At 65.4% G+C, this 26,178-nt stretch carries 29 protein-coding genes; 25 read left to right on the top strand and 4 right to left on the bottom strand.

Annotated features, from left to right (window positions below):
* The first annotated feature begins 10 nt into the window (after nucleotides 1-10).
* From AC1DN9_RS28520 to AC1DN9_RS28440, 17 genes are all read left to right on the top strand, one after another.
* Nucleotides 11-850, top strand: coding sequence for an HTD2 family dehydratase (locus tag AC1DN9_RS28520; protein ID WP_478105606.1), 840 nt, complete (start codon nucleotides 11-13; stop codon nucleotides 848-850).
* A 44-nt stretch (nucleotides 851-894) separates the two neighbouring features.
* Entirely contained in the window at nucleotides 895-1,638 is a 744-nt protein-coding gene (locus AC1DN9_RS28515) for an SDR family NAD(P)-dependent oxidoreductase (RefSeq protein WP_478105604.1), read from the top strand.
* Nucleotides 1,639-1,656: 18 nt separating this feature from the next.
* A complete protein-coding gene (locus tag AC1DN9_RS28510; protein WP_478105602.1) occupies nucleotides 1,657-2,571 on the top strand; it encodes an NAD(P)-dependent oxidoreductase in 915 nt (304 codons plus the stop codon).
* Between the two features lie 4 nt (nucleotides 2,572-2,575).
* On the top strand, nucleotides 2,576-3,454 hold the full coding sequence (locus AC1DN9_RS28505; protein ID WP_478105600.1) for a branched-chain amino acid ABC transporter permease: 879 nt from the start codon (nucleotides 2,576-2,578) through the stop codon (nucleotides 3,452-3,454).
* A complete protein-coding gene (locus AC1DN9_RS28500; RefSeq protein WP_478105598.1) occupies nucleotides 3,447-4,433 on the top strand; it encodes a branched-chain amino acid ABC transporter permease in 987 nt (328 codons plus the stop codon). Before AC1DN9_RS28505 ends, AC1DN9_RS28500 begins: the two co-directional genes overlap by 8 nt.
* The gene (locus AC1DN9_RS28495) at nucleotides 4,426-5,280 is read left to right on the top strand and encodes an ABC transporter ATP-binding protein (RefSeq protein ID WP_478105596.1); all 855 of its coding nucleotides are present in this window, start codon (nucleotides 4,426-4,428) and stop codon (nucleotides 5,278-5,280) included. Before AC1DN9_RS28500 ends, AC1DN9_RS28495 begins: the two co-directional genes overlap by 8 nt.
* Nucleotides 5,273-6,034, top strand: coding sequence for an ABC transporter ATP-binding protein (locus tag AC1DN9_RS28490; RefSeq protein WP_478105594.1), 762 nt, complete (start codon nucleotides 5,273-5,275; stop codon nucleotides 6,032-6,034). Before AC1DN9_RS28495 ends, AC1DN9_RS28490 begins: the two co-directional genes overlap by 8 nt.
* A gap of 16 nt (nucleotides 6,035-6,050) precedes the next feature.
* Nucleotides 6,051-6,977, top strand: a complete 927-nt coding sequence (locus AC1DN9_RS28485; protein WP_478105592.1) for an SMP-30/gluconolactonase/LRE family protein — start codon at nucleotides 6,051-6,053, stop codon at nucleotides 6,975-6,977.
* Between the two features lie 10 nt (nucleotides 6,978-6,987).
* Nucleotides 6,988-8,007 carry a Bug family tripartite tricarboxylate transporter substrate binding protein gene (locus tag AC1DN9_RS28480; RefSeq protein WP_478105590.1) on the top strand — a complete coding sequence of 340 codons (1,020 nt, stop codon included), beginning with the start codon at nucleotides 6,988-6,990 and terminating at the stop codon, nucleotides 8,005-8,007.
* Nucleotides 8,008-8,092: 85 nt separating this feature from the next.
* Nucleotides 8,093-9,310 (top strand): FAS1-like dehydratase domain-containing protein, encoded by a 1,218-nt coding sequence (locus AC1DN9_RS28475; protein WP_478105588.1) that lies wholly within the window; start codon nucleotides 8,093-8,095, stop codon nucleotides 9,308-9,310.
* 27 nt (nucleotides 9,311-9,337) lie between these two features.
* Nucleotides 9,338-10,504: a CaiB/BaiF CoA transferase family protein gene (locus AC1DN9_RS28470; protein WP_478105587.1), complete on the top strand. Its 1,167-nt coding sequence runs from the start codon at nucleotides 9,338-9,340 to the stop codon at nucleotides 10,502-10,504.
* Complete coding sequence (locus AC1DN9_RS28465) at nucleotides 10,501-11,700, top strand: CaiB/BaiF CoA transferase family protein (RefSeq protein ID WP_478105585.1); 1,200 nt, start codon at nucleotides 10,501-10,503, stop codon at nucleotides 11,698-11,700. Before AC1DN9_RS28470 ends, AC1DN9_RS28465 begins: the two co-directional genes overlap by 4 nt.
* Nucleotides 11,701-11,745: 45 nt before the next feature.
* The gene (locus AC1DN9_RS28460; RefSeq protein WP_478105583.1) at nucleotides 11,746-12,327 is read left to right on the top strand and encodes a cysteine hydrolase family protein; all 582 of its coding nucleotides are present in this window, start codon (nucleotides 11,746-11,748) and stop codon (nucleotides 12,325-12,327) included.
* A gap of 13 nt (nucleotides 12,328-12,340) precedes the next feature.
* The gene (locus tag AC1DN9_RS28455) at nucleotides 12,341-13,153 is read left to right on the top strand and encodes an HpcH/HpaI aldolase/citrate lyase family protein (protein ID WP_478105581.1); all 813 of its coding nucleotides are present in this window, start codon (nucleotides 12,341-12,343) and stop codon (nucleotides 13,151-13,153) included.
* 122 nt (nucleotides 13,154-13,275) lie between these two features.
* The gene (locus AC1DN9_RS28450; RefSeq protein WP_478105579.1) at nucleotides 13,276-13,908 is read left to right on the top strand and encodes a GntR family transcriptional regulator; all 633 of its coding nucleotides are present in this window, start codon (nucleotides 13,276-13,278) and stop codon (nucleotides 13,906-13,908) included.
* 116 nt (nucleotides 13,909-14,024) lie between these two features.
* Complete coding sequence (locus AC1DN9_RS28445) at nucleotides 14,025-15,080, top strand: hypothetical protein (protein WP_478105577.1); 1,056 nt, start codon at nucleotides 14,025-14,027, stop codon at nucleotides 15,078-15,080.
* A gap of 4 nt (nucleotides 15,081-15,084) precedes the next feature.
* Nucleotides 15,085-15,876 carry an alpha/beta hydrolase gene (locus AC1DN9_RS28440; RefSeq protein ID WP_478105575.1) on the top strand — a complete coding sequence of 264 codons (792 nt, stop codon included), beginning with the start codon at nucleotides 15,085-15,087 and terminating at the stop codon, nucleotides 15,874-15,876.
* 64 nt (nucleotides 15,877-15,940) lie between these two features.
* On the opposite strand, the gene AC1DN9_RS28435 is transcribed toward AC1DN9_RS28440, so the two are convergent.
* From AC1DN9_RS28435 to AC1DN9_RS28425, 3 genes are all read right to left on the bottom strand, one after another.
* Nucleotides 15,941-16,387, bottom strand: a complete 447-nt coding sequence (locus AC1DN9_RS28435) for a hypothetical protein (RefSeq protein ID WP_478105573.1) — start codon at nucleotides 16,385-16,387, stop codon at nucleotides 15,941-15,943.
* A 1,039-nt stretch (nucleotides 16,388-17,426) separates the two neighbouring features.
* A complete protein-coding gene (locus AC1DN9_RS28430) occupies nucleotides 17,427-17,771 on the bottom strand; it encodes a hypothetical protein (protein WP_478105571.1) in 345 nt (114 codons plus the stop codon).
* 34 nt (nucleotides 17,772-17,805) lie between these two features.
* On the bottom strand, nucleotides 17,806-18,027 hold the full coding sequence (locus AC1DN9_RS28425; protein ID WP_478105569.1) for a hypothetical protein: 222 nt from the start codon (nucleotides 18,025-18,027) through the stop codon (nucleotides 17,806-17,808).
* A 300-nt stretch (nucleotides 18,028-18,327) separates the two neighbouring features.
* Here AC1DN9_RS28425 and AC1DN9_RS28420 point away from each other — a divergent pair, with 300 nt between their 5' ends.
* The 3 genes from AC1DN9_RS28420 (at nucleotide 18,328) to AC1DN9_RS28410 (ending at nucleotide 22,230) form a co-directional block, all read left to right on the top strand.
* The gene (locus tag AC1DN9_RS28420; RefSeq protein ID WP_478105567.1) at nucleotides 18,328-19,254 is read left to right on the top strand and encodes a DUF6502 family protein; all 927 of its coding nucleotides are present in this window, start codon (nucleotides 18,328-18,330) and stop codon (nucleotides 19,252-19,254) included.
* Complete coding sequence (locus AC1DN9_RS28415) at nucleotides 19,251-20,591, top strand: DUF5666 domain-containing protein (protein ID WP_478105565.1); 1,341 nt, start codon at nucleotides 19,251-19,253, stop codon at nucleotides 20,589-20,591. Before AC1DN9_RS28420 ends, AC1DN9_RS28415 begins: the two co-directional genes overlap by 4 nt.
* A 196-nt stretch (nucleotides 20,592-20,787) precedes the next feature.
* Nucleotides 20,788-22,230 carry a metal-dependent hydrolase family protein gene (locus AC1DN9_RS28410; protein ID WP_478105563.1) on the top strand — a complete coding sequence of 481 codons (1,443 nt, stop codon included), beginning with the start codon at nucleotides 20,788-20,790 and terminating at the stop codon, nucleotides 22,228-22,230.
* A 19-nt stretch (nucleotides 22,231-22,249) separates the two neighbouring features.
* On the opposite strand, the gene AC1DN9_RS28405 is transcribed toward AC1DN9_RS28410, so the two are convergent.
* Nucleotides 22,250-22,414: an FmdB family zinc ribbon protein gene (locus AC1DN9_RS28405; RefSeq protein WP_478105561.1), complete on the bottom strand. Its 165-nt coding sequence runs from the start codon at nucleotides 22,412-22,414 to the stop codon at nucleotides 22,250-22,252.
* A gap of 92 nt (nucleotides 22,415-22,506) precedes the next feature.
* On the opposite strand from AC1DN9_RS28405, the gene AC1DN9_RS28400 reads away from it, so the two are divergent.
* The 5 genes from AC1DN9_RS28400 to AC1DN9_RS28380 all read left to right on the top strand — a co-directional run bounded on the left by AC1DN9_RS28400 (nucleotide 22,507) and on the right by AC1DN9_RS28380 (nucleotide 26,018).
* Nucleotides 22,507-23,256 carry a hypothetical protein gene (locus AC1DN9_RS28400; RefSeq protein ID WP_478105560.1) on the top strand — a complete coding sequence of 250 codons (750 nt, stop codon included), beginning with the start codon at nucleotides 22,507-22,509 and terminating at the stop codon, nucleotides 23,254-23,256.
* 396 nt (nucleotides 23,257-23,652) lie between these two features.
* Entirely contained in the window at nucleotides 23,653-23,958 is a 306-nt protein-coding gene (locus tag AC1DN9_RS28395) for a YciI family protein (protein WP_478105632.1), read from the top strand.
* Nucleotides 23,959-24,060: 102 nt separating this feature from the next.
* The gene (locus AC1DN9_RS28390) at nucleotides 24,061-24,507 is read left to right on the top strand and encodes a lipocalin-like domain-containing protein (RefSeq protein WP_478105558.1); all 447 of its coding nucleotides are present in this window, start codon (nucleotides 24,061-24,063) and stop codon (nucleotides 24,505-24,507) included.
* A gap of 202 nt (nucleotides 24,508-24,709) precedes the next feature.
* Nucleotides 24,710-25,627, top strand: a complete 918-nt coding sequence (locus AC1DN9_RS28385) for a GNAT family N-acetyltransferase (RefSeq protein ID WP_478105556.1) — start codon at nucleotides 24,710-24,712, stop codon at nucleotides 25,625-25,627.
* 40 nt (nucleotides 25,628-25,667) lie between these two features.
* Nucleotides 25,668-26,018: an energy transducer TonB gene (locus tag AC1DN9_RS28380; RefSeq protein ID WP_478105554.1), complete on the top strand. Its 351-nt coding sequence runs from the start codon at nucleotides 25,668-25,670 to the stop codon at nucleotides 26,016-26,018.
* Nucleotides 26,019-26,178: the final 160 nt, after the last annotated feature.

Below are 26,178 nucleotides of genomic sequence, written 5' to 3'. Positions count from 1 at the left end.
GGAGCGCCAATTGACGGTTTCCTACGAGGATTGGATCGACCGCGAAGAGGAGCGCACCGAGCGCATTCTCGCCAGCGCAGTCGACGCGATGGCAGCGACGCTTGACCTCGAGCGCGCCCCGCGTCCCGGCGAAACACTGCCTGCGGGTTGGCAATGGATGTTCTTCAATCCCGCGGCGCCGCGCCGTGGGTTGGGTGTCGATGGCCATCCGCGGCGCGGAGGATTCCTGCCGCCGATCGAACTTCCGCGTCGCATGTGGGCGGGCAGCCGGATTCGCTACCTGGCCGATCTTCCGATCGATGCGCTCGCAACCAGGAAGAGCCGTATCCAGAAGGTCGAGAACAAGGTCGGCAAGCGCGGCTCGCTGTGGTTCGTGACCGTCGAGCACACCACGGTCTGCGAGGGCCAGGCCTGCATGGTCGAGGAGCAGGACATCGTCTACCGCGAGGCGACGCCGCCTGGCAGCGCAGCACCGAGGCCCGAGCGCTATGAGGTCGAGGCCGAATGGGGGCAGGAGATCGTCCCGGACACCACACTGCTCTTCCGCTATTCGGCGCTGACCTTCAATGGCCATCGCATCCACTACGACCAGACCTATGCACGCGAGGAAGAAGGCTATCCCGACCTGGTCGTGCATGGCCCGTTGACCGCGACGTTGCTGCAGCAGTTGGCGGTGGCAAGGGGCGGCGGAAGATCGCTGGGACGGTTCGACTTCCGCGGCGTCAACCCGCTGTTCGTCTCGAGGACCTTCCGCCTCGAAGGGCGACAGTCTGGAGCCGGAACACTCGCCCTGTGGGCGCGTGGGCCCGATGGCGAATTGGCCATGTCCGCGACCGCAGTCTTTCGTTGAATCGCCACCTATTTCAAGCACGACATCACAGGAGACAGAGCAATATGGCACAGCATTTGAGCGGTCCCGCAAGCCTGGAAGGCCAGGTCGCACTGATCACGGGCGGAGCAGGTGGCATGGGCCGCGCGATCGCCAGTGCCTTCAAGGCCGCGGGGGCGCTCGTGGTCGCCACCGATCGGGCCGAGAAGGAAGACCTCGGATCGGGCATTCAGTACCGCCGCTATGACGTGACGTCGCGCACCGCCACGGACCAGGTGATCGATGCCGTGATCGCCGAGCACGGAAAGGTCGACATCCTGGTGCTGTGCGCCGGCATCATCGCTCGCACCCCGCTGGGCGACAGCAGCGATGAAGAGTGGGACGCCATCATGCAGGTCAACGTGCGGGGTGTCGTCAATCCGGCCCGCAAGCTGTTCCCGCTCATGTGCGAGCGTGGCTACGGCAAGATTCTCGCGGCGGGCTCGATTGCGGCAAAGAACGGTGGGGTCGCCTCCGGCCCGGCCTACGTGGCATCCAAGGCAGCCGTGCACGGGATGATGCGCTGGATCGCCAAAGCAGGCGCTGCGCATGGCGTGTACGCCAACACGCTGGCCCCGGGCCCGGTGGAGACCGCGATGTGGGCGAACGTCACCGGCAACGTGGCGCCTTCGGCCAACGCAACCGTTCCGCTGGGCCGCTATGGCAATGCAGAGGACATTGCGCAAGCTGCGCTGTTCCTGTGCTCGCCGGCCTCCAACTGGATCACCGGCACGTCGCTGGACATCAGCGGCGGCATGTGGATGGACTGAAGTCGCAAAGGACAAGCCATGACAGAGCAAACCGTACCGGCAATCGGCTTCGTGGGTCTGGGGGTGATGGGCGGCGCGATGTGCCGCAACATGGCACTCAAGCACGCGGGTGAGGTCCTGGCGTTCGACACGAGCGATGCCGCATTCGAGGCGGTGCAGGGTACCAAGGCGCGCCGGGTGGGGAGCCTGGCCGAACTGGCGGCACGTGCGGACATCGCCTTCCTGTCACTGCCGGGCGGCCCCGCGGTGGAGGCCGTGTGCCTCGGCGAGGAAGGCCTCACGGCAGGCGCGCGCCGCCCGCAGGTGATCGTCGACCTGAGCACCACCACTGTGGCCACGGCGCGCGGCGTCGCGCAGCGGCTCGCACAGCGCGACGTTCAGTTTGCCGACGCTCCGGTGGCGCGCACGCGCGAGGCGGCACAGCGCGGCGAACTGAGCATCATGGTGGGCGCAGCGGCACCGCTCTTCGAGCGGATCGAACCGTTGCTGCGCTACATCGGCTCGGATGTGACCTTGTGCGGTGACGTGGGCTGCGGCCAGGTGGTCAAGCTGATCAACAACGCGCTGGTGTTCGAGAACACCGTGGCGCTGGCGGAGATGATGGTGCTGGGCGAGCGTGCGGGCGTGAAGTCCGAGACGCTGCTCGATGCGGTCTCGAAGGGGTCGGGCGACAGCTTCGTCCTGCGCAACCATGGTCGCAAGGCCATGTTGCCGCGCCAGTTCCCCGAGAAGTCGTTTCCGCCCGAGTACGTGCTCAAGGACATCTCCTACGTGCTGGAACTCGCGGGGCAGACGGGCGTCGTCGCACAGGTCACCGAACTGGCCCAGCGTTATTACGCCGCAACGGCGGCCAACGGCTTCAGCGGCCGCTACTTCCCCGCGGTGATCGAGGTGATCGATCGCAACCTCGCGCCATCGGCCGGGAAGGTCTGAAGCCATGGCTGACGTCCTGGGTCTTGTGTGGGCGGGTGTGATCAGCGGCTGCCTTTACGCGATGGGCGCGATCGGGATCGTGCTGATCTACAAGAGCTCGATGGTGGTGAATTTCGCGCACGGCAACCTCGCGGGACTCGCGGCGTTCCTCGTGTTCGGGTTCACGGCAGGCCTCCTGGGCAACATGGCCTGGGGCGCAGCCGTGATGTTGGCGCTGGCGATCATGGTGGCTGCGATGGCGATGACGTACCTTCTGCTCGCGCCGCTTGTGTTCAAGTCGGACCTGACCAGCACCATCGCGACGCTGGGCATCGGTCTGATCACCCAGGGGATCACACAGCTGATCTTCGGCTCCAACGTGGTGTCGCTCGAATTGCCGCTTCCCGCGTGGCGCGCGCAGCTCGGGCCCTTGAGGATCTCGTCCTATGACCTCGCCGTGCTGGGCGTCACGGTGGTCGTGATTGGCGTGCTCTACCTGTTGATCGAGCGGACCCGCGTGGGCATCGCGTTCCGTGCCGTCTCGGCCAATCCGTTCGCGAGCCGGGTCTGCGGGCTGAGCTTGCGCAGGATCCATCTGTTCTCCTGGGTCGTGGCAGGCCTGCTGGGGCTCGTGGCCGCCTTGCTGATCGTGCCCACGACGTTCCTGTCGTCCACGAGCGTGGCGTCCTTCATGCTGCAGGCCTTCGCCGCGGCCGTGGTGGGCGGCTTCACGAGCCTGCCCGGCGCGGTGGTCGGGGGCATCTTCGTGGGCGTTCTGATGAACCTGCTGTCGTTCTACGTGACGGCGGAGTTCAACAACACCTACATGCTGGTGATCATGCTGCTGGTGCTCAACCTGTTTCCCAAGGGTGTGCTGGCAGTCCGGGGAGGTGCCCGTGTCTGAGGCGGCCGTGATGGTTGCGGCACCCGTGGACTCGACGGCACCGGCGACGACCTCGGCGCGCCGGCTCCCCTGGGCCGGCATCGCGATCGGCTTGGCACTGGCGGTGCTGCCGCTGGTGGCCGCGGGTTACTGGACGTTCACGCTGGGCCTGTGCTTTGCCAACGCGATCGTGATCCTGTCGGTGAGCCTTGTGGTTCGCTACGGTGGGGAAGTGTCCATCGGCCACGGGGTGTTTGCCGCCGTGGGCGCCTACGTGGTGGCGATGGTGGAGAAGTACCTGGGACTCTCGCTGCTGGTGAGCCTGCCGCTGGCCGCCATGGCTGGTGCCGTTCTGGGCATTGTGTTCGCCTATCCCTCGCGCAACCTGTCGGGCATCTACCTGGCGGTCGCGACGATGGCGCTGGCGCTCGCGTTGCCCGAGGTATTGCTGTACTTCTCCGGTGCGACCGGAGGCTACGAGGGCCTGTACGTCAAGCTCGATGCGCTGCCGGGCGTCTCGCGCGAGTTGCAGCGCTACTACCTGCCGCTGGCGGGCCTGGCGGCCGTGGTGATGCTGCTGCGGCACTTCCGCCGCTCTCGCCAGGCCATGGCGCTGCTGCTCATCCGCACCTCGGCACCGGCGGCCGAGTCCTTCGGCGTGCGGCGCAGCTGGGCACGACTGTCCTGCATGGCGCTGAGCGCGGCCATCGCGGCCGTCGGCGGGGCATTGCTGTCGTTCAGCTCCTCGACGGTGTCTCCGAACAGCTTCACGCTGTGGACGTCGATCTTCCTGCTGGTGGGTTCGGTGGTGAGCCTGTATTCGCTGACCTTCATCGGCAGTTTCATCGGTGGCCTGTTCCTCACGCTGATGCCGCTGCTGTTGGCAGGTGCCGGCGACTGGGTCCCGATCCTGTACGGCGGCGCGCTGCTGGCGGTGGTGCTGGGTGTCAATGCACTGCCCGCATCGTTGCGCCAGCGCCTCGAAGGAGGCCATGCATGAGCGCCGCGCCGGGCCGCCCCAAGCAAGCTCGCACCGCAGTGCGGAGCACGAAGGTCACGCAATGAACGCCGCGGTGATGGAGGCGGTGCCATTGAGGGTGGAGGGCCTGTCGCTCTCCTTCGGCGGCAACCATGTGCTGCAGGACATCAGCCTCGCGCTCATGCCCGGGCAGATCACGGGCCTGATCGGTCCCAACGGGGCTGGCAAGACCAGCTTCTTCAACTGTCTCACGGGGCTCTATTCACCGCAGGGGGGCAGCATCCGGCTCGGGGAGGTGGGACTCAAGGGTGTGCCGCCGACAGGACGCGCGGCACTGGGCTTCTCGCGCAGCTTCCAGCATGTGGCGTTGTGCCCCGAACTCTCGGTCATCGAGAACGTCTCGATCGGGCTGGACCGTCAATCCAGCGCCGGGTGGCTCGATGCGTTCCTGCCGTTGGCCCGGGGCAAGGCCGAACGCACCCGCCATCGCGCGTTGGCACTGGCCGCACTCGCGCGGCTGGGAATCGCGCAGGTCGCCGACGCGTCGCCTTCGCAGTTGCCACCCGGTGTGCTGCGGCTGGCCGAGATCGCACGTGCCATCGCGGGCAAGCCGCGCGTCCTGCTGCTGGACGAACCCGCTGCGGGCCTGAACTCGGTGGAAACACGTGACCTGTCCGACGCGCTCAAGAAGCTGCGCGCGCCCGATCTGGTGCTGGTGGTGGTCGAGCACGACATGGACCTGATCATGGAGGTGTGCGACACCATCCACGTGCTCAATGTGGGTAGGCTTCTGGCCTCGGGCGGCCCCGGGCAGATCCGGGGCAATCGCGAGGTGGTCAAGGTTTACCTTGGAGACGATGATGAGTGAAGCCGGCGCCGAATTGCTGCGCATCGAGGATCTCAGCGTGCGTTATGGCGCGGGTCCGGTGGTGCACGGCATCTCGCTGGCGATGGGCGCCGGCTCGGTGGCCGCGTTGCTGGGCGCCAATGGCGCGGGCAAGTCGAGCACGCTCAAGGCCATCGCCGGGCTGGAGCCCGCACGGGGCCGCGTGATCTTCGATGGTCGGGACGTTTCGCAGTTCAATACCGCGCAACGCTTTCGTGCCGGCATCGTCTACGTGCCCGAGGGCCGCGCCATCGTCACCGACCTGAGCGTGGCGGAGAACCTCACGCTCGGTTCGTACTTCGTCGATGGCCGCACGCGGGCGCAGCGTCAGCAGATGGTGCTCGAATTTTTTCCCGAGATCGCCAATCGGCTGAAGGCGCCAGCGGGGCTGCTCAGCGGCGGCGAGCAGCAGATGCTGGCCATCGGTCGCGGGCTGATGTCGGCGCCGCGCCTGCTGCTCCTGGATGAGCCCTCGCTGGGCTTGGCGCCGCTGCTGGTGGCGCGCGTGTATGAGCGCCTGGCTGCGATCCAGAGGGAACACAAGCTCAGCGCGCTGCTGGTGGAGCAGAGCTTTCATGCGGCGGCCAAGCTGGCCACGCGCGCCTGGGTGATGCGCCATGGGCACATCGTGGGCGAACTCGACGAACAGGCCCTGCGCAGCCGTGAAGGTCGCCAGCGCGCGATCGACGCCTATCTGGGCGCGCGCGAAGAAACGGCGCAGGCGGCGCATGCATAGCCATCAAGGAAGAGCGATGAAGCAATTGAAGCTGCAAGGTCGTGTGATCGCCGAAGGGCTCCGATTCCCCGAAGGGCCGGTCGCGCTGCCCGACGGCAGCGTGCTGGTGGTGGAGATCGAGGGTGGGCGGCTGATGCGCGTGCAGCCGGATGGTGCAGTGCAGGTCGCGGCGGAGCTCGGAGGAGGTCCCAACGGCGCTGCGCTCGGGCCCGATGGCCACTGCTACGTCTGCAACAACGGCGGCTTCAGCTGGCGCACCGACGCGGGCTTCACGCGGCCCACGGGGCCCGCGGCCGACTACGAGGGTGGCGCGATCCAGCGCGTGAACCTTGCCACGGGCGCCGTGGAGATGCTGTACACGCACTGCGACGGCATCCCGCTGCACGGGCCCAATGACATCGTCTTCGATGCGCGGGGCGGATTCTGGTTCACCGACTTCGGCAAGACCCACGAGGACCGGATGATGCGCGGTGCGGTGTACTACGCGCGCACCGATGGCCGCTTCATCCGTCGAGTCGCGCACCCGGTGCTCACGCCCAACGGTGTCGGACTGTCACCGGACGGCCGCACGCTGTATGTGTCCGAAACGGAGACCAGCCGGCTTTGGTCGTATCCGGTGCTCGGACCCGGCGAGCTGGGCCATGAACCCTGGCCCTCGCCCAATGGAGGGCGGCTGGTGCATGGCCTGCCCGGCTTCCAGCGCTTCGACTCGCTGGCGGTCGAGGAGGGCGGCAACATCTGCGTGGCCACGCTCGTGCGCGGCGGGATCAGCGTGTTCTCGCCTCAGGGTGAATTGCTCGAGTTCCATGAGGCGCCCGAGGGCTACTGCACCAACATCTGCTTCGGTGGTGAGGACCGGCAGACCGCCTTCATCACGCTGTCGGGCTACGGCCAGCTCTTCGCTGCCCGGTGGCCTCGCCCGGGCCTGGCGCTCGTGGCCTGAACAACGGGGAATGACAGTCATGACAATGACCGACCACACGCCCCGCGTGCATCGCCGGGGGCTGCTGCGCGCCGGCGCCGCGATGCTCGCCGCATCGGCGGGATCGATCGGCTTTCCGGTCATCGCCCAGCCGAACTGGCCCGACCGGCCCATTCGCGTCATCGTGCCCTACGCGGCAGGTCAGGGCGCGGATGTCCTGACCCGGTTGCTGACGCAGGAGCTGCAGAAGACGCTGAATCAGCCCTTCGTCATCGAAAACCGCGCCGGTGCGGGTGGCAACATCGGCGCGGCCGCCGCGGCCAAGGCGGTGCCGGACGGGTACACGTTCCTGCTTGGAACCAACGCCACCAATGCGGCGAACGAATTCCTGTTCTCGAACCCGGGATTCAGTCCAGCCACGGACCTCGAAGCGGTCGGGATGATCGGGCTGCTGCCGATGGTGTTGTGCGCCTCGGCGCCGGAACTCCCTGCCAACGGCATTGCCGAGCTGATTGGACGAGCTCGCGCCAAGCCCGATACCCTGAATGTCGGATTGCCGAGCACGACTGCCCAGGTGGTGTTCGCGCAGTTCGTCAAGGACGCGCAGGCACCGCTCTTCGCCGTCAACTACAAGGCTTCGGGTCAATCGATGACCGATGTCCTCGGGGGACAGATTCCGCTGGTCATCGACACCGTGACGGCTTCGCGGACCTACATCGCGAGCGGCAGGCTGCGTGCGTTGGGCATCACGTCCCTGCACGCGAGCGAGATGCTGCCGGGAGTCAAGCCGGTCGCCGAACAGGGCGTTCCCGGCTTCGACGTGGTCGCTTGGGATGCATTCTTTGCCCCGAGAGGAACGCCGCCGGAGGTCATCCGGAAGTTCAGCGCGCACATGCAGCGTGCGCTGCAGCGGCCCGAGGTCCGTCACCGGCTCTTGGAGATCGGCGTCGAGCCCCAGTACATGTCGCCCCCCGAACTGGCCGGCTTTGTGAAAGCCGAGCGCCAAAAGTGGGGAGCCATCATCCAGGCCGCCGGAATTCGCAGCGAATAAGAGACCAGCCACTCAGGGATCATCAGCTTTTCAAAAAGAATGCATTCTGCATTTGTATTTCAACCCGCCCTTTAGGAGCAACACCGTGAGCACTGCCATCGCAACCCCTCCCCAATCCGACGTCGGCAATCGCCCTGCAGAGGGCGTCATCACCGACGAGGCCATCGCCGCAGCCAAGGCGATGATCGGCCTGCATCTGCGCCCCGAGGGGCCCTACCTGCAGGACGCGTCGGCCGATACGCTGCGCAACTGGTGCAACGGCATCGGCGACCTGAACCCGCTCTACCGGGAAGCCGGCTATGGCCCAGCGACCCGCTACGGATCGATGGTGGCCCATCCGATGTTCCCCATGGCCTACGGCTGGCTCGGCCGCACCCGCTGGGGACTGCCGGGCGTGCACGGTTTCTACGCAGGCAACGACTGGGAACTGTTCCGTCACGTGCGTCCGGGCGACCGCATCTCGGCGATCGAGCGGGTGGTCGGCGTGGAGGAGAAGGAAAGCAAGTTCTCGGGGCGCCTGGTCCTGCAGTACGTCGAAGCCTGCTACTACAACCAGCGCAGCGAACTCGTGGCTCGCGCCTTGGGGACCTGCACGCGCCACGAGCGCAAGGCGGCGCGCGATACCGGCAAGTACAAGGACATCGAGCAGCACGAGTACTCGGACGAGGAGCGCGATCGCATCGACCAGATCGTCCTCGACGAGCCGAAGAACGTTCGGGGCGCCAACGTGCGCTACTGGGAAGAGGTGCGGGAGGGGGAAGAGCTTCCGACGATCGCGCGCGGTCCGCTGTCGCTGATGGACACGATGGGCTTCCTGGTCGGCTGTGGCCGTGGCCACACGCATGGCGTGGTCCTGCAGGCCGCGGTCAGGCACCCAGGGCATTTCTTCCGCAACCCCGAGGCTGGCGGTGGCGTCGAGTACACGGGCATCGGCCACCATCGGGAATCGGTTGCCAAGGAGGTGGGGGTGCCTGGCACCTATGACTACGGCCCGCAGCGTTCGGCGTGGATGTGTTCGCTGGTCACCAACTGGATGGGCGATGCGGGCGTCCTCAAGCGCGTGCGCACCGAGATGCGCCGCTTCAACATCGTCGGCGACACCACGTATTGCAAGGGCAAGGTCGTGCGCAAGTACGTCAAGGACAACATCGGACTCGTGGACATCGAGATCGCCGCCGTCAACCAGCGCGGCGAGGTCACGACACCCGGCCTCGCGACCGTCGCGCTGCCGTCGCGTGACGTGAAGCGGCCCGCGTTCATCGATGGCTCGGGCGTGGACCTCGAACTGCCCGTGGTTCGCTGAGACACAACGCCAAGGCAGGAAGTGCGCATGCAATCCAACGATCTGTCGTCCCGGGAGGGCCTGCCGCTGGCGGGCTGCCGTGTCGTCGAGCGATCTCGCTCGGTGGCAGCAGCCTACGCCGGGCGCCTGCTGGCCGCCATGGGAGCGGAGGTGGTGATGCTGGAACCTCCGCAGGGCTCGCCACTGCGTCAGGCGCCACCGCTCCTCGACGGCTCGGGCGACAGCGCACTCTTTGCCTACCTCGCGCTGGGAAAGCGAAGTCTCGTGGCCGATCTGCAATCGAGCCGCGGAGTGGCGATCCTTGCTCGCGAGCTGTCTCGCGCCGACATGTTCATCGACGACACGCCGGTGCGGCAGCGTGACGCGCAGGGCCTCGATCCGCGCGAGCTGGCCGAGCGCTTCCCTCGCCTCGTTCATGTGAGTGTGCTGCCGTTCGGCGCCAGTGGTCCGAAGGCGCAGTGGTGCGGCGAGGAGGTCAACCTGTTGCACGCGGGAGGCGAGGGCTTCCTGTTGCCCAACGGGCTGTCGAACGAGCTCTTCCCCGACCGCCCGCCATTGAAGATCTATGGCCATTTCGCGGGTTACCAGGGCGGCAGCACCGCCGCGATGTGTGCGTTGGCGGCCTGGTGGGCCGTGCCGGAATGCGGCGGACAGTTCGTGGACGTGTCGGTGCAGGACGCCGTGCTGGCCGTGGGCGCGTTCGCGCTGCAGCGTCTGGGCGACGGATCGCTCGAACACCGAACCACCCGGCGATTCCGATACGGCGGCGTGTTCGAGACCCGCAACGGCTACCTCGAACTGCTCACCCTGGAAGACCGGCAGTGGAGCGGCCTGGTCGAGCTGATGGGGCGGCCTGAATGGGCCCTCGACGAAGCGCTGTGCGATCCGCTCGAGCGCAGCCGTCGCGGCGACGAACTCAATCGCCATATTCGTGAATGGATGGCACTTCACTCGGTGGAAGAGATTGTCGAAAGAGCGCAGGAGCTCGGCGTGCCCGCCGCCAGGTACCGCAGCCCCTCGGAGGTCGTCGATGGCGACCACGAGTCGGCGCGGGGACTCTTCGGACGCACGACGCTCGAAAGCGGGCGCGAGGTGGACGTGCTGGTCGCGCCATTCCAGTTCCGCTGTACGCCGCTCGAGCGAGGCGGAATGGTGCCGGCGCTGGGCGAGATGAACGAAAAGGAAATGGCATGAAGCAGGCCCGAGCCCCCTTGGCGGGTGTGCGCATCGCCGATTTCACAATTCACGCGGCAGGTCCGTTCTGCACGCACATGCTGTCGCAGCTGGGGGCGGAATGCATCAAGATCGAAAGTCGCACGCGGCCCGATGCCTTTCGCAAGCCCCATGCCGTCTACGGCCGCATGCAGGCGGCGACCTTCGATCAGGTCTCGGCCAACAAGCTGTCGGTGCGGCTCAACCTCAAGCAGCCGGAGGCTGTGGTGCTGGCCAAACGCATCGTTGCGCTTTCAGACATCGCGGCCGAGAGCTTCAGGCCCGGCGTGATGAAGCGTCTGGGCCTCGACTTCGAGACGCTGCGCGAGGCCAAGCCCGACATCGTGCTCCTATCGCTCTCGTCGAGTGGCCAGAGCGGCCCCGATTCCCACTTCGCGGGCTATGCGCCATTGTTCGGCGCGTGGGGCGGACTCGGATGGATGACGGGCTACACAGACGGGCCGCCCGTGGAGATGCGACACGTGATGGACCATTCGGCCGGCATGCATGCGGCACTGGCCACGATGGCAGCGCTGCATCAACGGCGCCGGACAGGCAAGGCGCAGCACGTCGACCTGGCCGCACGCGAAGTGGCCTCGGCGATGATCGGGGATGCGCTCGTACAGGCGAGCGCTGGGGACCAGCCGATTCGATCGGGCAACGACGATCCGGTGATGGCACCTCACGGCATCTATGCGACGGCCGAGCCTGATCGTTGGTTGACACTGGCGGTGCGCGATGACGCGGATTGGCTTGCGCTGCAACGAGTTCTGGGCTGCTCGACGGACGACCCTCGCTTCACGAGTGCCGAGGGACGCAGAGCGCACCGCGCAGCACTTGATCAACTGGTGGAGACCTGGCTGTCCCACTGCACGGCGGATGGGACCGCGGTACGGCTGCAACAAGCGGGTGTGGCCGCACACGTTTCCTGGAACATGCAGGACATCGCCGACGACCCTCACCTTCGCAGCCGTGGAGCGCTCGTCCCCGTCAGTGCGCCGGACATCCCCACGCGGCTTGCGGTCGGGGCGCCCGCAACGTTCAGCCGGACCAACGAGGTCGGCATACGCCGCCTGACGCCCACCCTCGGCCAGGATGAGGACTACGTGTTCGGGGAATTGCTGGGCCTCACCAGCGCGCAGCGTGGCGATCTCGAATCGCGTGAAATCATTCTTTGACCGGCCGGGCGTGACCCGCGCTGACCTGAACGAAAGGAGCATCTCTTGAAGGATTCCATCTATCTCGTGCTCGACATGGAGAACGATCTCGTCCATGCGGACGGGCCCAACGGCAAGGCCGCCTACGGCGAACAGGTGCGCGCAAGGCGCGTCATCGAAAACACGCGTGACGCCGTGCGCAGGGCGCGCGACGCCGGAGTGCCCATCGGCTTTGTTCGGGTGGGTTTCTCGCCGGACTACCGTGAATGCCCGCCCAACTCGCCGATCTTCTCGGGGGCCCGCAAGAACGGCATCTTCAAGCTCGGAACCTGGGGCACCGAAGTTCACCCGGAACTCGGCATGCAGCCGAACGACTTCGACATCGTCAAGCATCGCGTGAGCCCGTTCTACAGCACTTCGCTGGAGGCCGTCCTGCGCGCCCACGGGATTCGGCGCATCTACTGTTCGGGAATCTCGACGAACGCGGTGGTGCAGGCGATGGTGCGCGAAGGCCATGACCGCGACTATGAAATCGTGGTGCTCGAGGACTGCTGCTGCGCCCTGTCGACCGAAGAGCACGATCAGGCGATTGCCGGGCTCAAGCGGTTCTGCCGGCTGACCACATCGCAAGACGTGACGTTTGAGTGAGGGGAGCAGGATCATGTCGCGCACGGATCGCAGCTTCCTGTTCGTGCCGGGGCACCGGCCGGATCGATTCGAGAAGGCCGAGGCTTGCGGCGCACACCAGGTGATCCTGGACCTCGAGGACGCCGTCGCACCGGACGCCAAGCCCGCGGCACGCGATGCAGTGGCCGGGTGGCTTGCCCGAGGGAGCCGCGCCCTCGTGCGTATCAATGCCGCAGACTCCGAGTGGTACGAAAAGGACCTGGACATGCTCCAGGGCTTTCCGCACGCGGGGGTGATGCTGCCCAAGGCAGATCGCCTTTCGTTGGCCCACGCGGTGGCGGCGTTGCCGGAACGGCCTGTCGTCGCCTTGCTCGAGACGGTGGCTGGTTACATGGATCTTCACGAGCTTTGCAAGGTCAGAGGCCTTTCCCGCATCGCATTTGGAAGCGTGGACTTCGGAGTCGACAGTGGCATGGCCGACGAGGGGGATGCGATGACCTCCGTTCGCGTGCAGATCGTGTTGCAGTCGCGTGCGGCAGGACTGTCGGCGCCGATCGACGGGGTCAGCGTCGGCTTCTCCGACCCGCAGCGCATGCGCTCGGATGGGCTGCGGTCGCGGCAGCTCGGTTTCAGCGGCAAGCTCTGCATCCATCCCGCGCAGGTCGGTGCGGTGAACGAGGCCTTTGCACCCTCAGAGGAGGAAAGGGCGTGGGCGCAGCGCGTCCTGGCTGCATTCGAGTCCAGCGGCGGGGCCGCCACGGCGCTGGATGGCAGGATGATCGACCGTCCGGTGGTGGAAAGGGCGCGTCAGATCGCCGCCAGCGCCATGGGACATGCACCCGCTTAGAATCGGCCCGAGCCGAGCGATGCCGAGGCCGTTCAGAGGGAGCGGGCCATGAGGCATCTGCTTTCCGGCGACACCTACGGAGAAACTTCGTTCGGCTTCGGCGGGACGGCCGGCGGCTCGAGATGGAATACCGAACCAAAGAAGAACAGGTCGCAGACTACCTCCGGGAGCGGATCATTTCCGGGGTCTATCAGCGTGGCTCGCGCCTGAAACAGGCAGAGATCGCGGAGCAATTGAACCTGAGCATCACCCCGGTGCGCGAGGCGCTCAAGCTGTTGGAGGCAGAGGGCTACGTGAGCGGCGATTCGTATCGTGGCGCCCGCGTCGTGCCGTTCGACGCCGCAGCCTCCGGTGAGATCCTGAGCTTGCGCCTGATGCTCGAGGCGCAGTTGGTGCGCGGCGCGGCCGAGAGAGCCACGTCAGAAAACCTCGCGGAGTTGAGAAGTCTTGCCGACGAGTTCGCCAATGCTTTTGCAACCGGCGATCGCGCGACTGCGCGCGGCGTGAACTATCGCTTCCATCGACGCATGTATGACATCGCCGCGATGCCTCAAACGCTGCATTTCGTCCAGATTCTCTGGGCTCGCTATCCCTTCGACCTGATCAACGCCGCTGAAGGGCGCGGTGGCGATGCCGTCAAGGAACATGATGAGATCCTCTCGGCGCTTGCGTGTGGAGATGTGTCCGCCGCGGTACTGGCAATGCGCAAGCACATCGAGTCCGGGTGGACAGTACTGAGGGCCGTGCAGCAGTAGCCGCCCCAAGCCCCGATGCGAGTCTTCGATCGGCCGGGCGACGACCTGCTTGCACGTGGCCTGTTCCTGGACATGCCGCCGTCGGGGCATCACGTTTTCGACGTACAGTGGCTTGCATGACGTTGCCGAAAGCAGCCGAGCCTGCTTACCTCACCGGGGTGCTGCGCAAGACCGGAGTGCTCGACGAGGGTCGTGTGGCCGACGTGACGATCGAGACGTCGTTCGCGACCGTGCTCTCGCACATCTTCAGATTGCGCCTCGCGTATGCCGACGCGGCCGCCGCTGCGCCCACAACGCTCATCCTGAAAGCTGGCCTGGCAGAGCGCCCGGGCGGTCCATGGTTTGGCGGCCGGCACGAAGTCGCGTTTTATCGGGACCTTGCGCCTGCGATGCCCGCGGGCATCACGCCGCGTTGCTTCGACGCCCAATCGGATGCCGACACGGGCACTTGGCATCTGCTGCTCGAAGACCTCAACGACTCGCACCTCGTTGCGACCCGCTGGCCCGTGCCACCGACCTTTGCACAGTGCGAGGCCATCGTCCGCACACGCGCCCGATTCCAGGCCGCATGGTGGGACGACCCGCGACTCGGCGTGACGATCGGCTCCTGGCAGGATGCGGGCGCTGCCGACGAAGCGACGAAGAATCTCGCGGCGCAATTTGCGCGCTTCGCCGACGAAATGGGCGATCGGCTTTCCGATGATCGGCGCGCGCTCTACGAGTGCCTGTTCGACGCCGCGCCGCGACTGGCTGCGCGCTATCAAACGCATCGCCACATGACCATCATCCAGGGCGACGCGCACGTCTGGAACTGCTTTCTGCCGCGCGATGGCGCAAAGGATGGAGGCAGGTTGTTCGATTGGGATGCCTGGCGCGTCGACATGGGATCGGATGACCTGGCATGCATGATGGCCCAGCAGTGGTACCCGGAATTGCGCCATCGCTTCGAGACCCGCCTGCTCGACAGCTTTCATGATGAATTGACCGCGCGCGGCGTGCAGGGCTATGACCGGCGCGCGTTGCAGGACGACTACCGACTGTCCCTGCTCTGGCTGATCGCAACCCCTGTCTGGCAGCATGCGAACGGAATTCCTCCCGTGATCTGGTGGAACAACTTCGAGCGTGTTCACCTGGCCGTCGAAGACCTTGGCTGTCGCGAACTGCTGGAGTAAGTCGATGTTCGACGTCACGAAATCTTGGGTCGTGGGCTTTCTCATCGCACTGGCTTCGCAGGTCCAGGCGCAGACCACGGAGAAGGTGGTCGATATTCCCACCCGGCCCGGGGTGACGCAGCGAATGCTCGTGCTGTCGCCGCCCACGACGAAGGCTGCCGTGATCCTGTTTGCGGGCGGACACGGCGGGCTGCAGATCTACCCGAATGGTTCGTTCAAGTGGGGCGCCGGGAACTTCCTCGTCCGCACGCGGCAACTGTTTGCTGACCAGGGGCTCATGGTCGCCCTTGTCGATGCCCCGTCCGATCGCCAGAATCCGCCTTACCTCGGCGGCTTTCGCCAGAAGCCGGAGCATGTGACGGACATCAAGGCGGTGATTGCATGGATGCGGGAGCAATCGAAAGTGCCCGTGTGGCTTGTGGGCACCAGTCGCGGTACGCAATCCGCGGCGTACATCGCCACCGAGCTTTCCGGCCCGGAAGGACCGGACGGCATCGTCCTGAGTTCGACCATCCTCGTTGACGACAAGAGCCGACCTGTCCCGGCAATGCCGCTGGCAAAGATCCGGGTCCCCGTGCTCGTCGTGCATCACGCGCAAGATGGCTGCGCGCTCTGTCCGTATGCCGCCGCGCCCTCACTCGTGGCGAAGCTCGAAAGCTCGCCAAGGAAGGCGCTATTGACCATCGAGGGCGGAGAGAACAAAGGCGACGCTTGCGAGGCCATGGCCTATCACGGCTTCAATGGGCTTGATCGCGACGTTGTCCCGAAGATCGCTGCGTGGATTCTTGCCAGGTAGACAGCTGATCAGTTCGCCGAGTGGCCGCCGTCCACCTCCGGGTTGCTCGCCGAAGTGAGGGTGCTCATCCGCACGAAGTGCAGCTGCGGCGACATTCAACGGCCTGGTCCACCGCCGCCGCCGCCGGGTCCGCCACCGCCGCCTGGTCCACCGCCGCCACCGGGTCCGCCGCCGCCACCGGGTCCGCCGCCGCCGCCGGGTCCGCCACCGCCACCGGGTCCGCCTCCGCCGCCGGGTCCGCCACCGCCACCGGGTCCGCCACCGCCACCGGGTCCACCGCCGCCACCGGGTCCACCACCGCCACCGGGTCCACCGCCGCCACCGGGTCCACCACCGCCACCGGGTCCACCACCGCCACCGGGTCCACCACCGCCAGCGGGTCCACCACCGCCAGCGGGTCCACCACCGCCAGCGGGTCCACCACCGCCAGCGCCGGGTCCACCGCCACTTGGGCCGGCACCACCGCCACCTGGGCCCGCAGCAGCACTAGCACCAGGAGCAGCAGCAGCACCGCCACCGCCACCGCCGCCGCCGGCCGCCGCGCCGGCCTCAGGGCCAATGGCGGCCGCGAATCCGCCTATGGCGGCAAGACCTTTCGAAATCGCAGTTCCCCGTTGGGCCTGTCCAGGAGATGCGCCGTTCGTCCCGACCTGGGACTGTGGCACCTGTCCTGAAGGCTGAGTCACGTTCACACAGACCGCTTCGCCGAACGGGTTGTAGGGATCGCAATGCGCCGTGCCGCCCATCGCAGGCCGGGCGGAGGCTTGAGACAGCGATCGCGCACGAGGTGAAGTCGGGGGACTGTCCACTCGCGGCCGTTCGACGGGAGGCGGAGGTTGCGCTTCCAGAGACATCGCCACGGGTACTCCCCGACGCTCTGTTGCGAACGTGCGAGGTTTGGTGCGTGCGATCTCTTGCTTGACGGATGGCGAGGCATCGGCATCCACACGATGTCGAGGCCGAGCGTTCTGCACCGCTGCAGTGGGCGCCGGTGCTTGTGCATGTCTCTCCGTTGCATCGTCGGCGGCAACCTCGGGCCGGGCCTGTGTGGGTTCGACTTCGTCGTTCGATGCGGTCGGCGCCGCCGCAGCAGGTGCCGGCTCAGGAATCGCAATGGCTGCGGCTGCAGGTGCCGGCGTCGCAGGTGCAACCGTGGCCGGCGATTGGAAAGATGCCTGCCGGGCCGGCGGAAGAATGTAGTCCGCGGTGCGGTTCCAATACCAGAGGACGAACGCGGCACTCGACAGGACGATGACGATCAACATCAGAACGACGGGCGCATCCAGGCGCGTCGACAGCTCAATCCGTCGGATGGGCTGGTGGTTCGCGGCGATCTGCCACGAGGCAGGGACGTTGGCCAGTGACTGCTGGCGTGGCATGGCCAGTGCCGCGCCAACAACAGGTGTGGTGGGGCCGAAGGCGCTTGCAAGGGTGCGGATGCCCGAAAACTTCCCTGCGCACCCGCCACAGTACTTGGCGCGGTCCCTGTTGGGCGTGTGACAGGATTCGCAGAACTTTGTCATTTCTCGACTCCAGCCGAGCCAGGCGATTCACGGGATCGATATGAACGCCGTGACGACCACGAGCGAACCGATCACGACCGAGAACGCCGCGAAATCGATCGCCCATTCGCGCTCAGGCGCACCGAGAATGGGCCACACCGACACCGCGTGGCGCGTGCGCTTGGCGCCGTTTTCGGCCGCATAGAACGCTGGCAACTTGTGCGAGCAGCATTTGCAGAAGCGTGCGGAACGCGCGTTGATGGTGTTGCATGCGTCGCAGACCTCTGCCGAGGGGCTCCAGATTTGGATCCGCGCGAGGTCGACGATGCTTCCAAAGGCGATGTCGTTCGACCGGACCGGAGATTCGACGGGAAAAATGGCGGCGGTTGTCACGGACGTTCTCCTGGAGATGGAATGGATCTGGGATTCATCGCGCCGGTCCGCCGGCGCACGGACCTTGCACCTTGGCTTTGCCGAAGCCACGCTTCAGTCGCTGCTCGTGAACGGCGAGCCTTGCGAACAATTGCAGATCGAGGTCGGTAGGCCCCGGCCCGAGGCCCTCGATGCTTTGGCGGAACGCGGAAACGATGCGCGCGTGAACGGCCTCCCTCGCGCGCATCGCGGCGACCCGCGCCCTGCGCGCGCTCATGGCACGCGGAGGTAACATTTCCCGCGTCTTCGCGCTTCTGTGGCGCGCATCGAGGGCCGAATGCTTCGTGCGTCGAGTCATCAGCTTGATTTGGCGTGTGGCAGGATTTGGCATCGCATCCTCCGGTGAGAAAAATGTGAAAACGTCACAGTTGTAGTCCTCTTGTCCTATAGTGGGTAGAGCCTGGGTGTCAGACAGGGGCTGAAGTCGCTGTCCATCGGTAACCGGTGGTTAACGGCATCTGGCCTCGACGAAGAACATTGCGTTGTCGGACCGCAACTCGGCTCCAATGCCATGGTCATGAAACGGACTGCATCGAAGAACGCCACGCACGATCGGGCCCGGCGGGTGCTGCGACAACCCATGATTCAAGCCAGGGAAGGCCAGCTCACTTGGGTACTGGAGGCTTGCGCGCGCGTCCTGCATCCATTGGTCAGGCTTGCGCTGTCTTTTGGCGTGAAGCACGCCCACTTGGAGGAAGTGCTGCGCGACGTCCTGGTCGACGAAGCGCGCCGCGCGTGGCTGGCGAAGGGAACAGAACCCAATATCAGCCAGTTGTCCGTCACGACGGGCTTGAACCGCAAGGTGGTGACCACTTGGGTGCGCGGTGCGGAGGAGGCTTCCTTGCCGCAAACCGAGATGTCCGTGGAAGCCAAGACGTTGACGTTGTGGCTGGAGATGTTCTCGAACGACCCGACCTGCCGGTCACTGCCGATCGCATCGCAAGAAGAGTCCAAGCCATCGTTCGAGGCCGTTGCGCGACGTGCCAGCCGCGGCAACGTCCATCATCGGGCCATATTGGACGAGCTGGTGCGCCTGAACATGGCGATCGATCACGACGATGGAACCGTGGAGTTGGCTGTCGCCGGCTTCGTGCCGGCCAGCGACTTGAAAGCCATGCTGGCATTCCTGGGCGACAACACGCGTGATCACCTGCTGGCCGGTGTGTCGAACACTGTTGGCGGGAAGTCGCCGATGCTCGAGCGATCGGTGTTCGCGGCCGGCATCTCGCTGGAGGAATGCGAGCGCATTCATCGACTCGCGCGCGAACGCTGGGGTGGCCTTCACCACGAGTTGACTCAGGAGATGAGACGCGCCTTCGAAGCTGCGCACAAGCGGGATTCGGGGCGCATTCGGGTCGGCATCTACACCTTCTACGAAGACGCGGCGGCCGAGGGCGTTGCCGCGTCGCCCGATGCCTCGGAACCATCCGGACGAAAAGCATGACGAAATTCCTTCTGCGCCATGGCCTGCTGTCGTTGTTCGCCGCGCTGCTGCTTTCATGCGGAGGAGGCGGTGGCGGTGGCGGGGGAGGAGGCTTGAGCGTATCGGCGCTCGGGGGTCCTGGCGCCGGCGCGACCGACCCCGTCGGCGGTTCGAGCATGGACGCGAGCGCCGGAGGCAACGGTCTTGGCGGCATTGCAGCCAGCGCGGACAGCAGCACGACGACCGCTTCGGGCGGTGATGACGGATCGGGCGTCGGCTCCGGCGGCACCGGCGTGACCACCGCCGATGCGGTCGGCGTCGGTGCGGTCGACGGCGCGGGAAGCATCTTCGTCAACGGCCTTCGCTATGACACCAACACCGCCGTCGGCGCTGTCGAGGACGCTCAAAACGGGATTCAATTGGGCATGACGGCGAAGGTGACCGGCCCGGTCGACGCGGATTTCGCGAGCGGCATTGCCCGTCGAGTCGACTCCGCTGCGGACGTGCGCGGTCAGGTCGAATCGCTCGACCAGGCACAGGGAAGCTTCGTGATCCTCGGCACGCGTGTCACAACGGACGACGCCACCGTCTGGGCTGACGCATCCGGGCTTGCCGCCATTCCGCTCGGCAAGACCTTGCAGGTCTGGGGCCTGCCGGCGGGGCCTGGCGTGATACGTGCAACACGCATCGAGCAACGCGATCCTTCCGCGCCCATTCTCTCGGGCACCGTGCAGAACCTCGACGAGATGGGCCATACCTTCATGCTCGGCGGTCTTGTGGTCGACTATGGCAGCGCGGTTCTGAGCGGAAGCCTGGACGGCCGTCCGCTCGCCAACGGAACCATCGTCCGCGTGCGCGCGGACGTTGCTTCGCCGGGTCGCCTCGCTGCCACGCTGGTGCAGTGGTGGTATCCCGTGCCGATGGCGAACGCCACGACCGCCCACCTGGAAGGGGTCGTCACGGACTACGCGGGACTGGGCGCGTTCAGCGTACTCGGCTTCCCGGTCGACGCGAGTGCGGCGCAAATCACGGGCGGGCCTGCCAAGGGGATCGGCAATGGGGTGAAGGTGATCGTCGGGGGCGTGGTGTCCAACGGCGTTCTCAAGGCAACGACCCTCAAGATCCGCAACGTGCCAGGTACCGGCGGCCCGGCATCGTTCAATCTCATCGGTCCCGTCGGCGCCTACAAGTCGCCTTCCGACTTCCGCGTCAAGGGGCAACCGGTGAATGCCGGCGGCCCCGGCGTCGTGTTCTCCAACGGCACGGCCGCGAACCTGGGCAATGGCGTGAAGGTGAACGTCCAGGGCACACAGGTGATCGACGGGGTGCTGATTGCCAACACGGTCAGCTTCCAGTGAGCGTCTTTGGGTCGACCCGAGTTTCGCGACCCTGACCGGGTTCTGACTGGTCTCCGGGGCTGCTACGACAACTGCCGGTTGTCGTCAACACGCGAGGTTGCCCTTGCGGGATCGCTTCCGCCGCCTAGGATGGCGAGTCCGTGGAGGACCTTGTTTCACTGCAACGGAGATTTGATCCATGTATGCCTGCGCATCCTTGACAGACGACACGGTGGTGCGGCGCGCCGTTTGTCTTTGCCATCGTCCTGAAGTCCAGACGCTGACGAACCGCATCAACGCGGACCTGTCGCGCCGCGGATTCGTCGTCGGCATGGCAGCCTCGATCGCATCGCTCGGCCTTCCGTTTCGTGCGCTGGCGCAATCCGCTTCGCCTGCGGCGCCGCGGCCCGTGATGTTCACCAATGTGCGCCTCTTCGACGGCAAGTCAGCTTCGTTGCGCGATGGCATGTACCTTCTGGTCGAGGCCAACCGCATCAAGGGCGTCGGCACGGGCACGCCGGCGGCGCCCGAGGGCGCCCAGGTCATCAACGGCGGTGGCCGCGTGCTCATGCCGGGGATGATCGACGCGCATTGGCACGCGATGTTTGCGGCCTTGCCCTTGCCGGTCCTGCTGCAAGGGAACATCGGCTATATCCATCTCGCCGCCGCCGGGGAGGCCGAGCGGACGCTGATGCGAGGGTTCACGACGGTGCGCGATCTCGGCGGCCCGGCTTTCGCGTTCAAGCAGGCAATCGATGAAGGTCTTGTCGTCGGGCCACGCATCTACCCGAGCGGCGCCATGATCACGGGCAGCGGAGGCCACGGCGACTTGCGTCCCTTGTCCGAGGTTCCGCGCGCTCCGGGGGTCCCGAGCTTCGTTGAAAAAACGGGCGCTGCGGCGATCGTCGACAGCCCGGACGAGATTCGGCTGCGCGTGCGCGAGCAACTGACGCAGGGCGCATCACAGGTCAAGCTCGTGGCCGGCGGCGGTGTCTCTTCGCCGCGCAGCCCGCTGGACCTGACGACGCTCTCCGAGGCCGAGTTGCGCGCGGGCGTCGAGGTCGCGCGGGACTGGAACACCTACGTCGCCGCGCATGCCTACGCGCCGACCACGGTCCAACGCGCCCTCGCGGCAGGCGTGCAATGCATCGAACATGCGCACCTCATGGACGAGACGACGGCGAAGATGATGGCGGACAAGGGCGTCTGGCTGAGCATCCAGCCTTTCCTGACCGAAGAAGATACGGGCGTATTGACCGGACCCAATCGCGTTGCGGCACTTCAGGTCTTCGCCGGCACGGACAACGCCTACAAGCTGGCCAAAAAGCACAAGATCAAGACGGCGTTCGGTTCGGACATGTTGTTCGCGCCTGCGCTGGCAAGGCGGCAAGGCACGATGCTCGCGCACCTGACGCGGTGGTACTCCAACAGCGAAATCCTCACCATGGCGACTTCCGTCAATGCGCAACTGCTGGGGCTGTCGGGGCCACGCAATCCCTATCCAGGAAAGCTCGGCGTCCTCGAGGAAGGCGCCTATGCGGACATGTTGCTCGTCGATGGCAACCCGCTCGACAACATCGCGCTGTTGGCGACTCCCGAAACCAGCCTTCTCATCGTCATGAAGGACGGCAAGATCCACAAGAACACGCTGAAGGCCTGATGCCGGATGGCCGAGAGCCCTAGCTTTTCTTGGAAGTCTTCGCGAAGAACTGCGTCGGCTGGTGCTGAACGGTTTCGCTGCCGCACTTGGGGCAACGCAGTCGAGCCGTCTCATGCTCGGCCACGTGCTCGACGTGCTCGAAAATCTCACCGCATTTCGCGCAACGATACTGGTAGGTGGGCATGGCGCTTCTCCATTCGGACTGCGCATCCTAAGACGAGGGCGCTGCCGGGGAAACCCCTTCGGCGCAAAGGGCCGCGCTCGGTCCGGAATCAGATGACCCACTCCACTCAACCGCATCGCGTACCTGGCCGCCTCACTTCCTATTTCTGGAGTGGCGATGCCATCCGCAGTCGAAGCGTGAGCGATGTCGTGCTGTCGGGCACGGTCGACATACCTGCTCCCCCCGCAAGGCTGGTGGCGGATTGGGAAAGAGAGATATCACTGCGAATGAGCCTGGAACCCGGCGACGTCGAGGCCCTGCCTCTGGCGCGTGCGCGCATGCGCTGGCCGGACTATCGGCACTGCGTGCATGCGGTGTCTGAATGGACGCGTTCGCTCGGTCTGCAGGAGGTGCTCGTCACTTCCGACGTCGCCCTGATGGCTTGCCGCGGCGCGAAGTACCATCATGACGGCGAACACTATGGTGGTGCGGCCTTCTGCAATCTATTCCTGAGCGAGGACAAGGGGCTGGACTTGCACTACCCCGCGACCGGTCATCGGATCCCCCTTGCCAGGGGCACGGCCGTGATCTTCGATACCGGCCAACCGCACGCCGTCATCAAGCGCGGCGGCGGCGGCTTTGATGCGGCCGATTTCGGCCCCGATCAGGACTGCACCCAGGTGTTTCTGACATGGGAGCTTCCCATCGAGGACGCCCAGGTCGGACGCGCACTCCATGTCGCCTTCGACATCGACCCTTCGACTTCGTCGCAATTGGATGAAGAGCAAGTCTGGCTTGACGGCGCACGGGCCAATGTATGGCCGGATTCTGGTCGGTGGCGCCGGGCTGACCAGCCGTCGTAGGCTCAAGCGACGTCGACAACCATCTGATATGAATGGCGCTTGCTGAAAGCGACCACAACATTCACTCGGGCACGGCATCACTTACAGATATGGGGGCGCAAATTCCTGTCGCGCCTCAGCTACAACTTGTCGAGTGCGGCACCATTTCTGCACTTTTGCCGCATGGTGAGAATGGCTGTTCCTTCGGATAGCCGGCTCAAGCTCGGACGCCGAGGTGCGCGGCCCTGGGGTCGCCGGGTTGGCAGCTCCCCTTTAGACTTCCGAACCCGGCCCAGAAGCGGTCAACCACGTAGCCGCCTCGCGCCCCGATGGCAATCGGTCCAGCGGCCTGCGCACCGAACTCAACCGAAGGACCGAATGATCACGAAATTCCTTATCTCCTTTCCTGCAAGGGCGATGGATGTCCCGGTACAGGACCTCGCCGCCGTGGGTGAAGCTGCGCGCGAGGTCATACGCGAGGCGAAGGCTGCAGGCGTGTACGTCTTCGGTGGTGGCATCAACGAAGATGTCGCACCGCTCATGGTCGCCTCAGACGGCGCGGTCACAACCGAAACCTATCCCCAGACGAAGGATTTCGACGGCGGCTTCTGTGTCCTGCAGCTTCCGTCGCGCGAAGCCGCCATCCTGTGGGCTGCAAAGATCGCCAAAGCTTGCCGCTGCTCGCAGGAACTCCGCGAGTTCGGGTACGACCCCGAGAGTTGACGGGCAGGGCCCGCAGCCGGCCAGAACCGGTCGTTCCAACCGGAGACCAATTGCGACATGATGACGCAAATGTCAAGACCGAATGGCACTTAGGAGTACGGGATGACTACGAGCGACCTCATAGGTACTTGGTCTCTGGTCTCGTTTGTTGCACGTCGTGCGGACGGAGGCGAGGTTCGCGAGCCTTGGGGGCCGAAGCCAACAGGACGTCTCATCTATACAGCGGACGGTCATGTCGCTGCGGTGTTGACCAAACCTGACCGTACACGCTTCGTGTCAGATGACCCGACCGGTGGGACTCTGGACGAAATCAAGGAGGCGTTTGAAGGCCTTGAAGCCTATGCGGGTAGGTATGAGTTCGACAAGGCCGCCGCCGAAGTCCTCCATCACACCGACGTAGCCCGCCTTCCCAACTGGCAAGGAGGGACTGTCCGGCGGTTCGTCGACCTTCAGGAAAACCAGCTGACGCTAAGCACCGCGCCGATGGTCATTCGAGGCGTCGAGGTCGTATTGGCCCTGGTTTGGCGCAGGATGGCTTCGCCCGAGTAGGTGGATGCTGCAAGGGAAAGTCTCTGTGCGGCCAAAAACGGACCCTCGTCGCAGGCTCACAACGATGCCATCGTGAGCGTGTGCGCACTGACCGAGGTGGGGACAACAATCGGCCCGGGAGCGGACTTCTGCTGCGATGAGTGAAAAAATTCCACTAGGCCTTCGATTGCGATGCTTTGCCGGCGATAGCGATTTTCCTGCGATGGCGGACGTGGCCAACGCAGTGTTTGTGGCTGACAAGATGGGGTGGATTCGCACGCCGGAACACATACGTCGAGATTACGCCCGGTTCACTGAATTCGACCCGCTATGCGACATCGTGATGGCCGAGCTCGACGGCCAGTTGGTCGGGTACGTGCGCACCTCGCACTGGACGGACGAGAACGGCTGGCTGGCGCAGGCCCAGGTCGGCTTCGTCCATCCGGCCTTTCGGCGCCGCGGCATTGGCACCGAACTGCTGCGCTGGGTGGAAATGCGACAGCGCGAGTTTGCAAGGGACCAAGGCGGTGTGTCCGTGCATCACGTCTTCGTGACCGAGGGAGAAACCGGCCGTGTAGCAATGTTGCGCCGTGCCGGTTATGTGCCCGCTCGCCACTTCATGCTCATGGAGCGCCCCGCGCTCGACGACATACCCGACGTCTCTCTGCCCGAAGGCTTCGAGGTGCGTCCGGTGCAATCAGAACATTTGCGCCCAATCTTCGACGCCCACATGGAAGCTTTGCAGGGACACTGGGGTGTCGCACCGCCCAAGCCAGGCGACTTCGAGCGCTGGACGACGCTGCCGACCTTCCAGCCGCATTTGTGGCAGGTGGCATGGCACATCGAGAGCGGTCGCGTGGCCGGACAGGTGAAGCCGTTTATCAACGAAGAGCAGAACACGACGCAGAACCGCCGGCGTGGCGAGACCGAATTCATCAGCGTCGGCGCGCCGTGGCGGCGGCGTGGGTTGGCACGCGCGCTCATCGCCAGGGCCCTACATGCACAACGCGACGCCGGCATGAACGAATCCGTGCTGGGCGTGGATGCCGACAATGCGCACGACGCCGCTCGACTTTACGAGAGCTGCGGCTTTCGCGTCGTGCAGCGCAACATGGTCCTGCGCAAGGTGGTGGATAGTTAGCGCGGCGCCAATCGGACAAAAGCAGCCGTCGGTCATTTCCATGCGAACAGTCTCATCCCTTCTTGTCGTTTCGTCCTTTGTCATTGGTTGTTGTGCTTCAGCACAAGAGGTGGCCAAGCCAACCGTTGCCCGCGATTCGAGTTGCGTGCCGCGCTATCCCGTCGAGGCGAAGCGCAGTGGCTTGCAGGGGAAGGTGGTGGCGCGAGTGATGGTCGAGCCGACCGGTTCCGTCTCGTTGGTTGAACTCGTTCATACAAGCGGCTCTGATATGTTGGACCGCGCGGTACTGGAGGCGGCAAGATGTCAACGCTTCGAACCCGGCACGGTCGATGGTGTGCCGAGCGCCATGTGGGCAGACTATCCAGTTAACTTTGTCCTCGAGAGACACTAACCGGCGCCGAACGGCCGAGGTTGTGTGCAAACGGCTTTGATTCGCGAGTATGCCGAACAGCGGCTGTGCGGTCGGCATCAGCGTGACGGAGTCATCCAGTGGTCTCATCGCGCAAACGCAGGGTTGTTTTAGGACCAGAGTGGTTGCACGAGTCGCAAAG

Source organism: Variovorax sp. 05L425, from assembly GCF_056397705.1.
The sequence above is the reverse complement of the archived record's forward strand: the minus strand, read 5'-3'. Positions and strand labels throughout refer to the sequence as shown.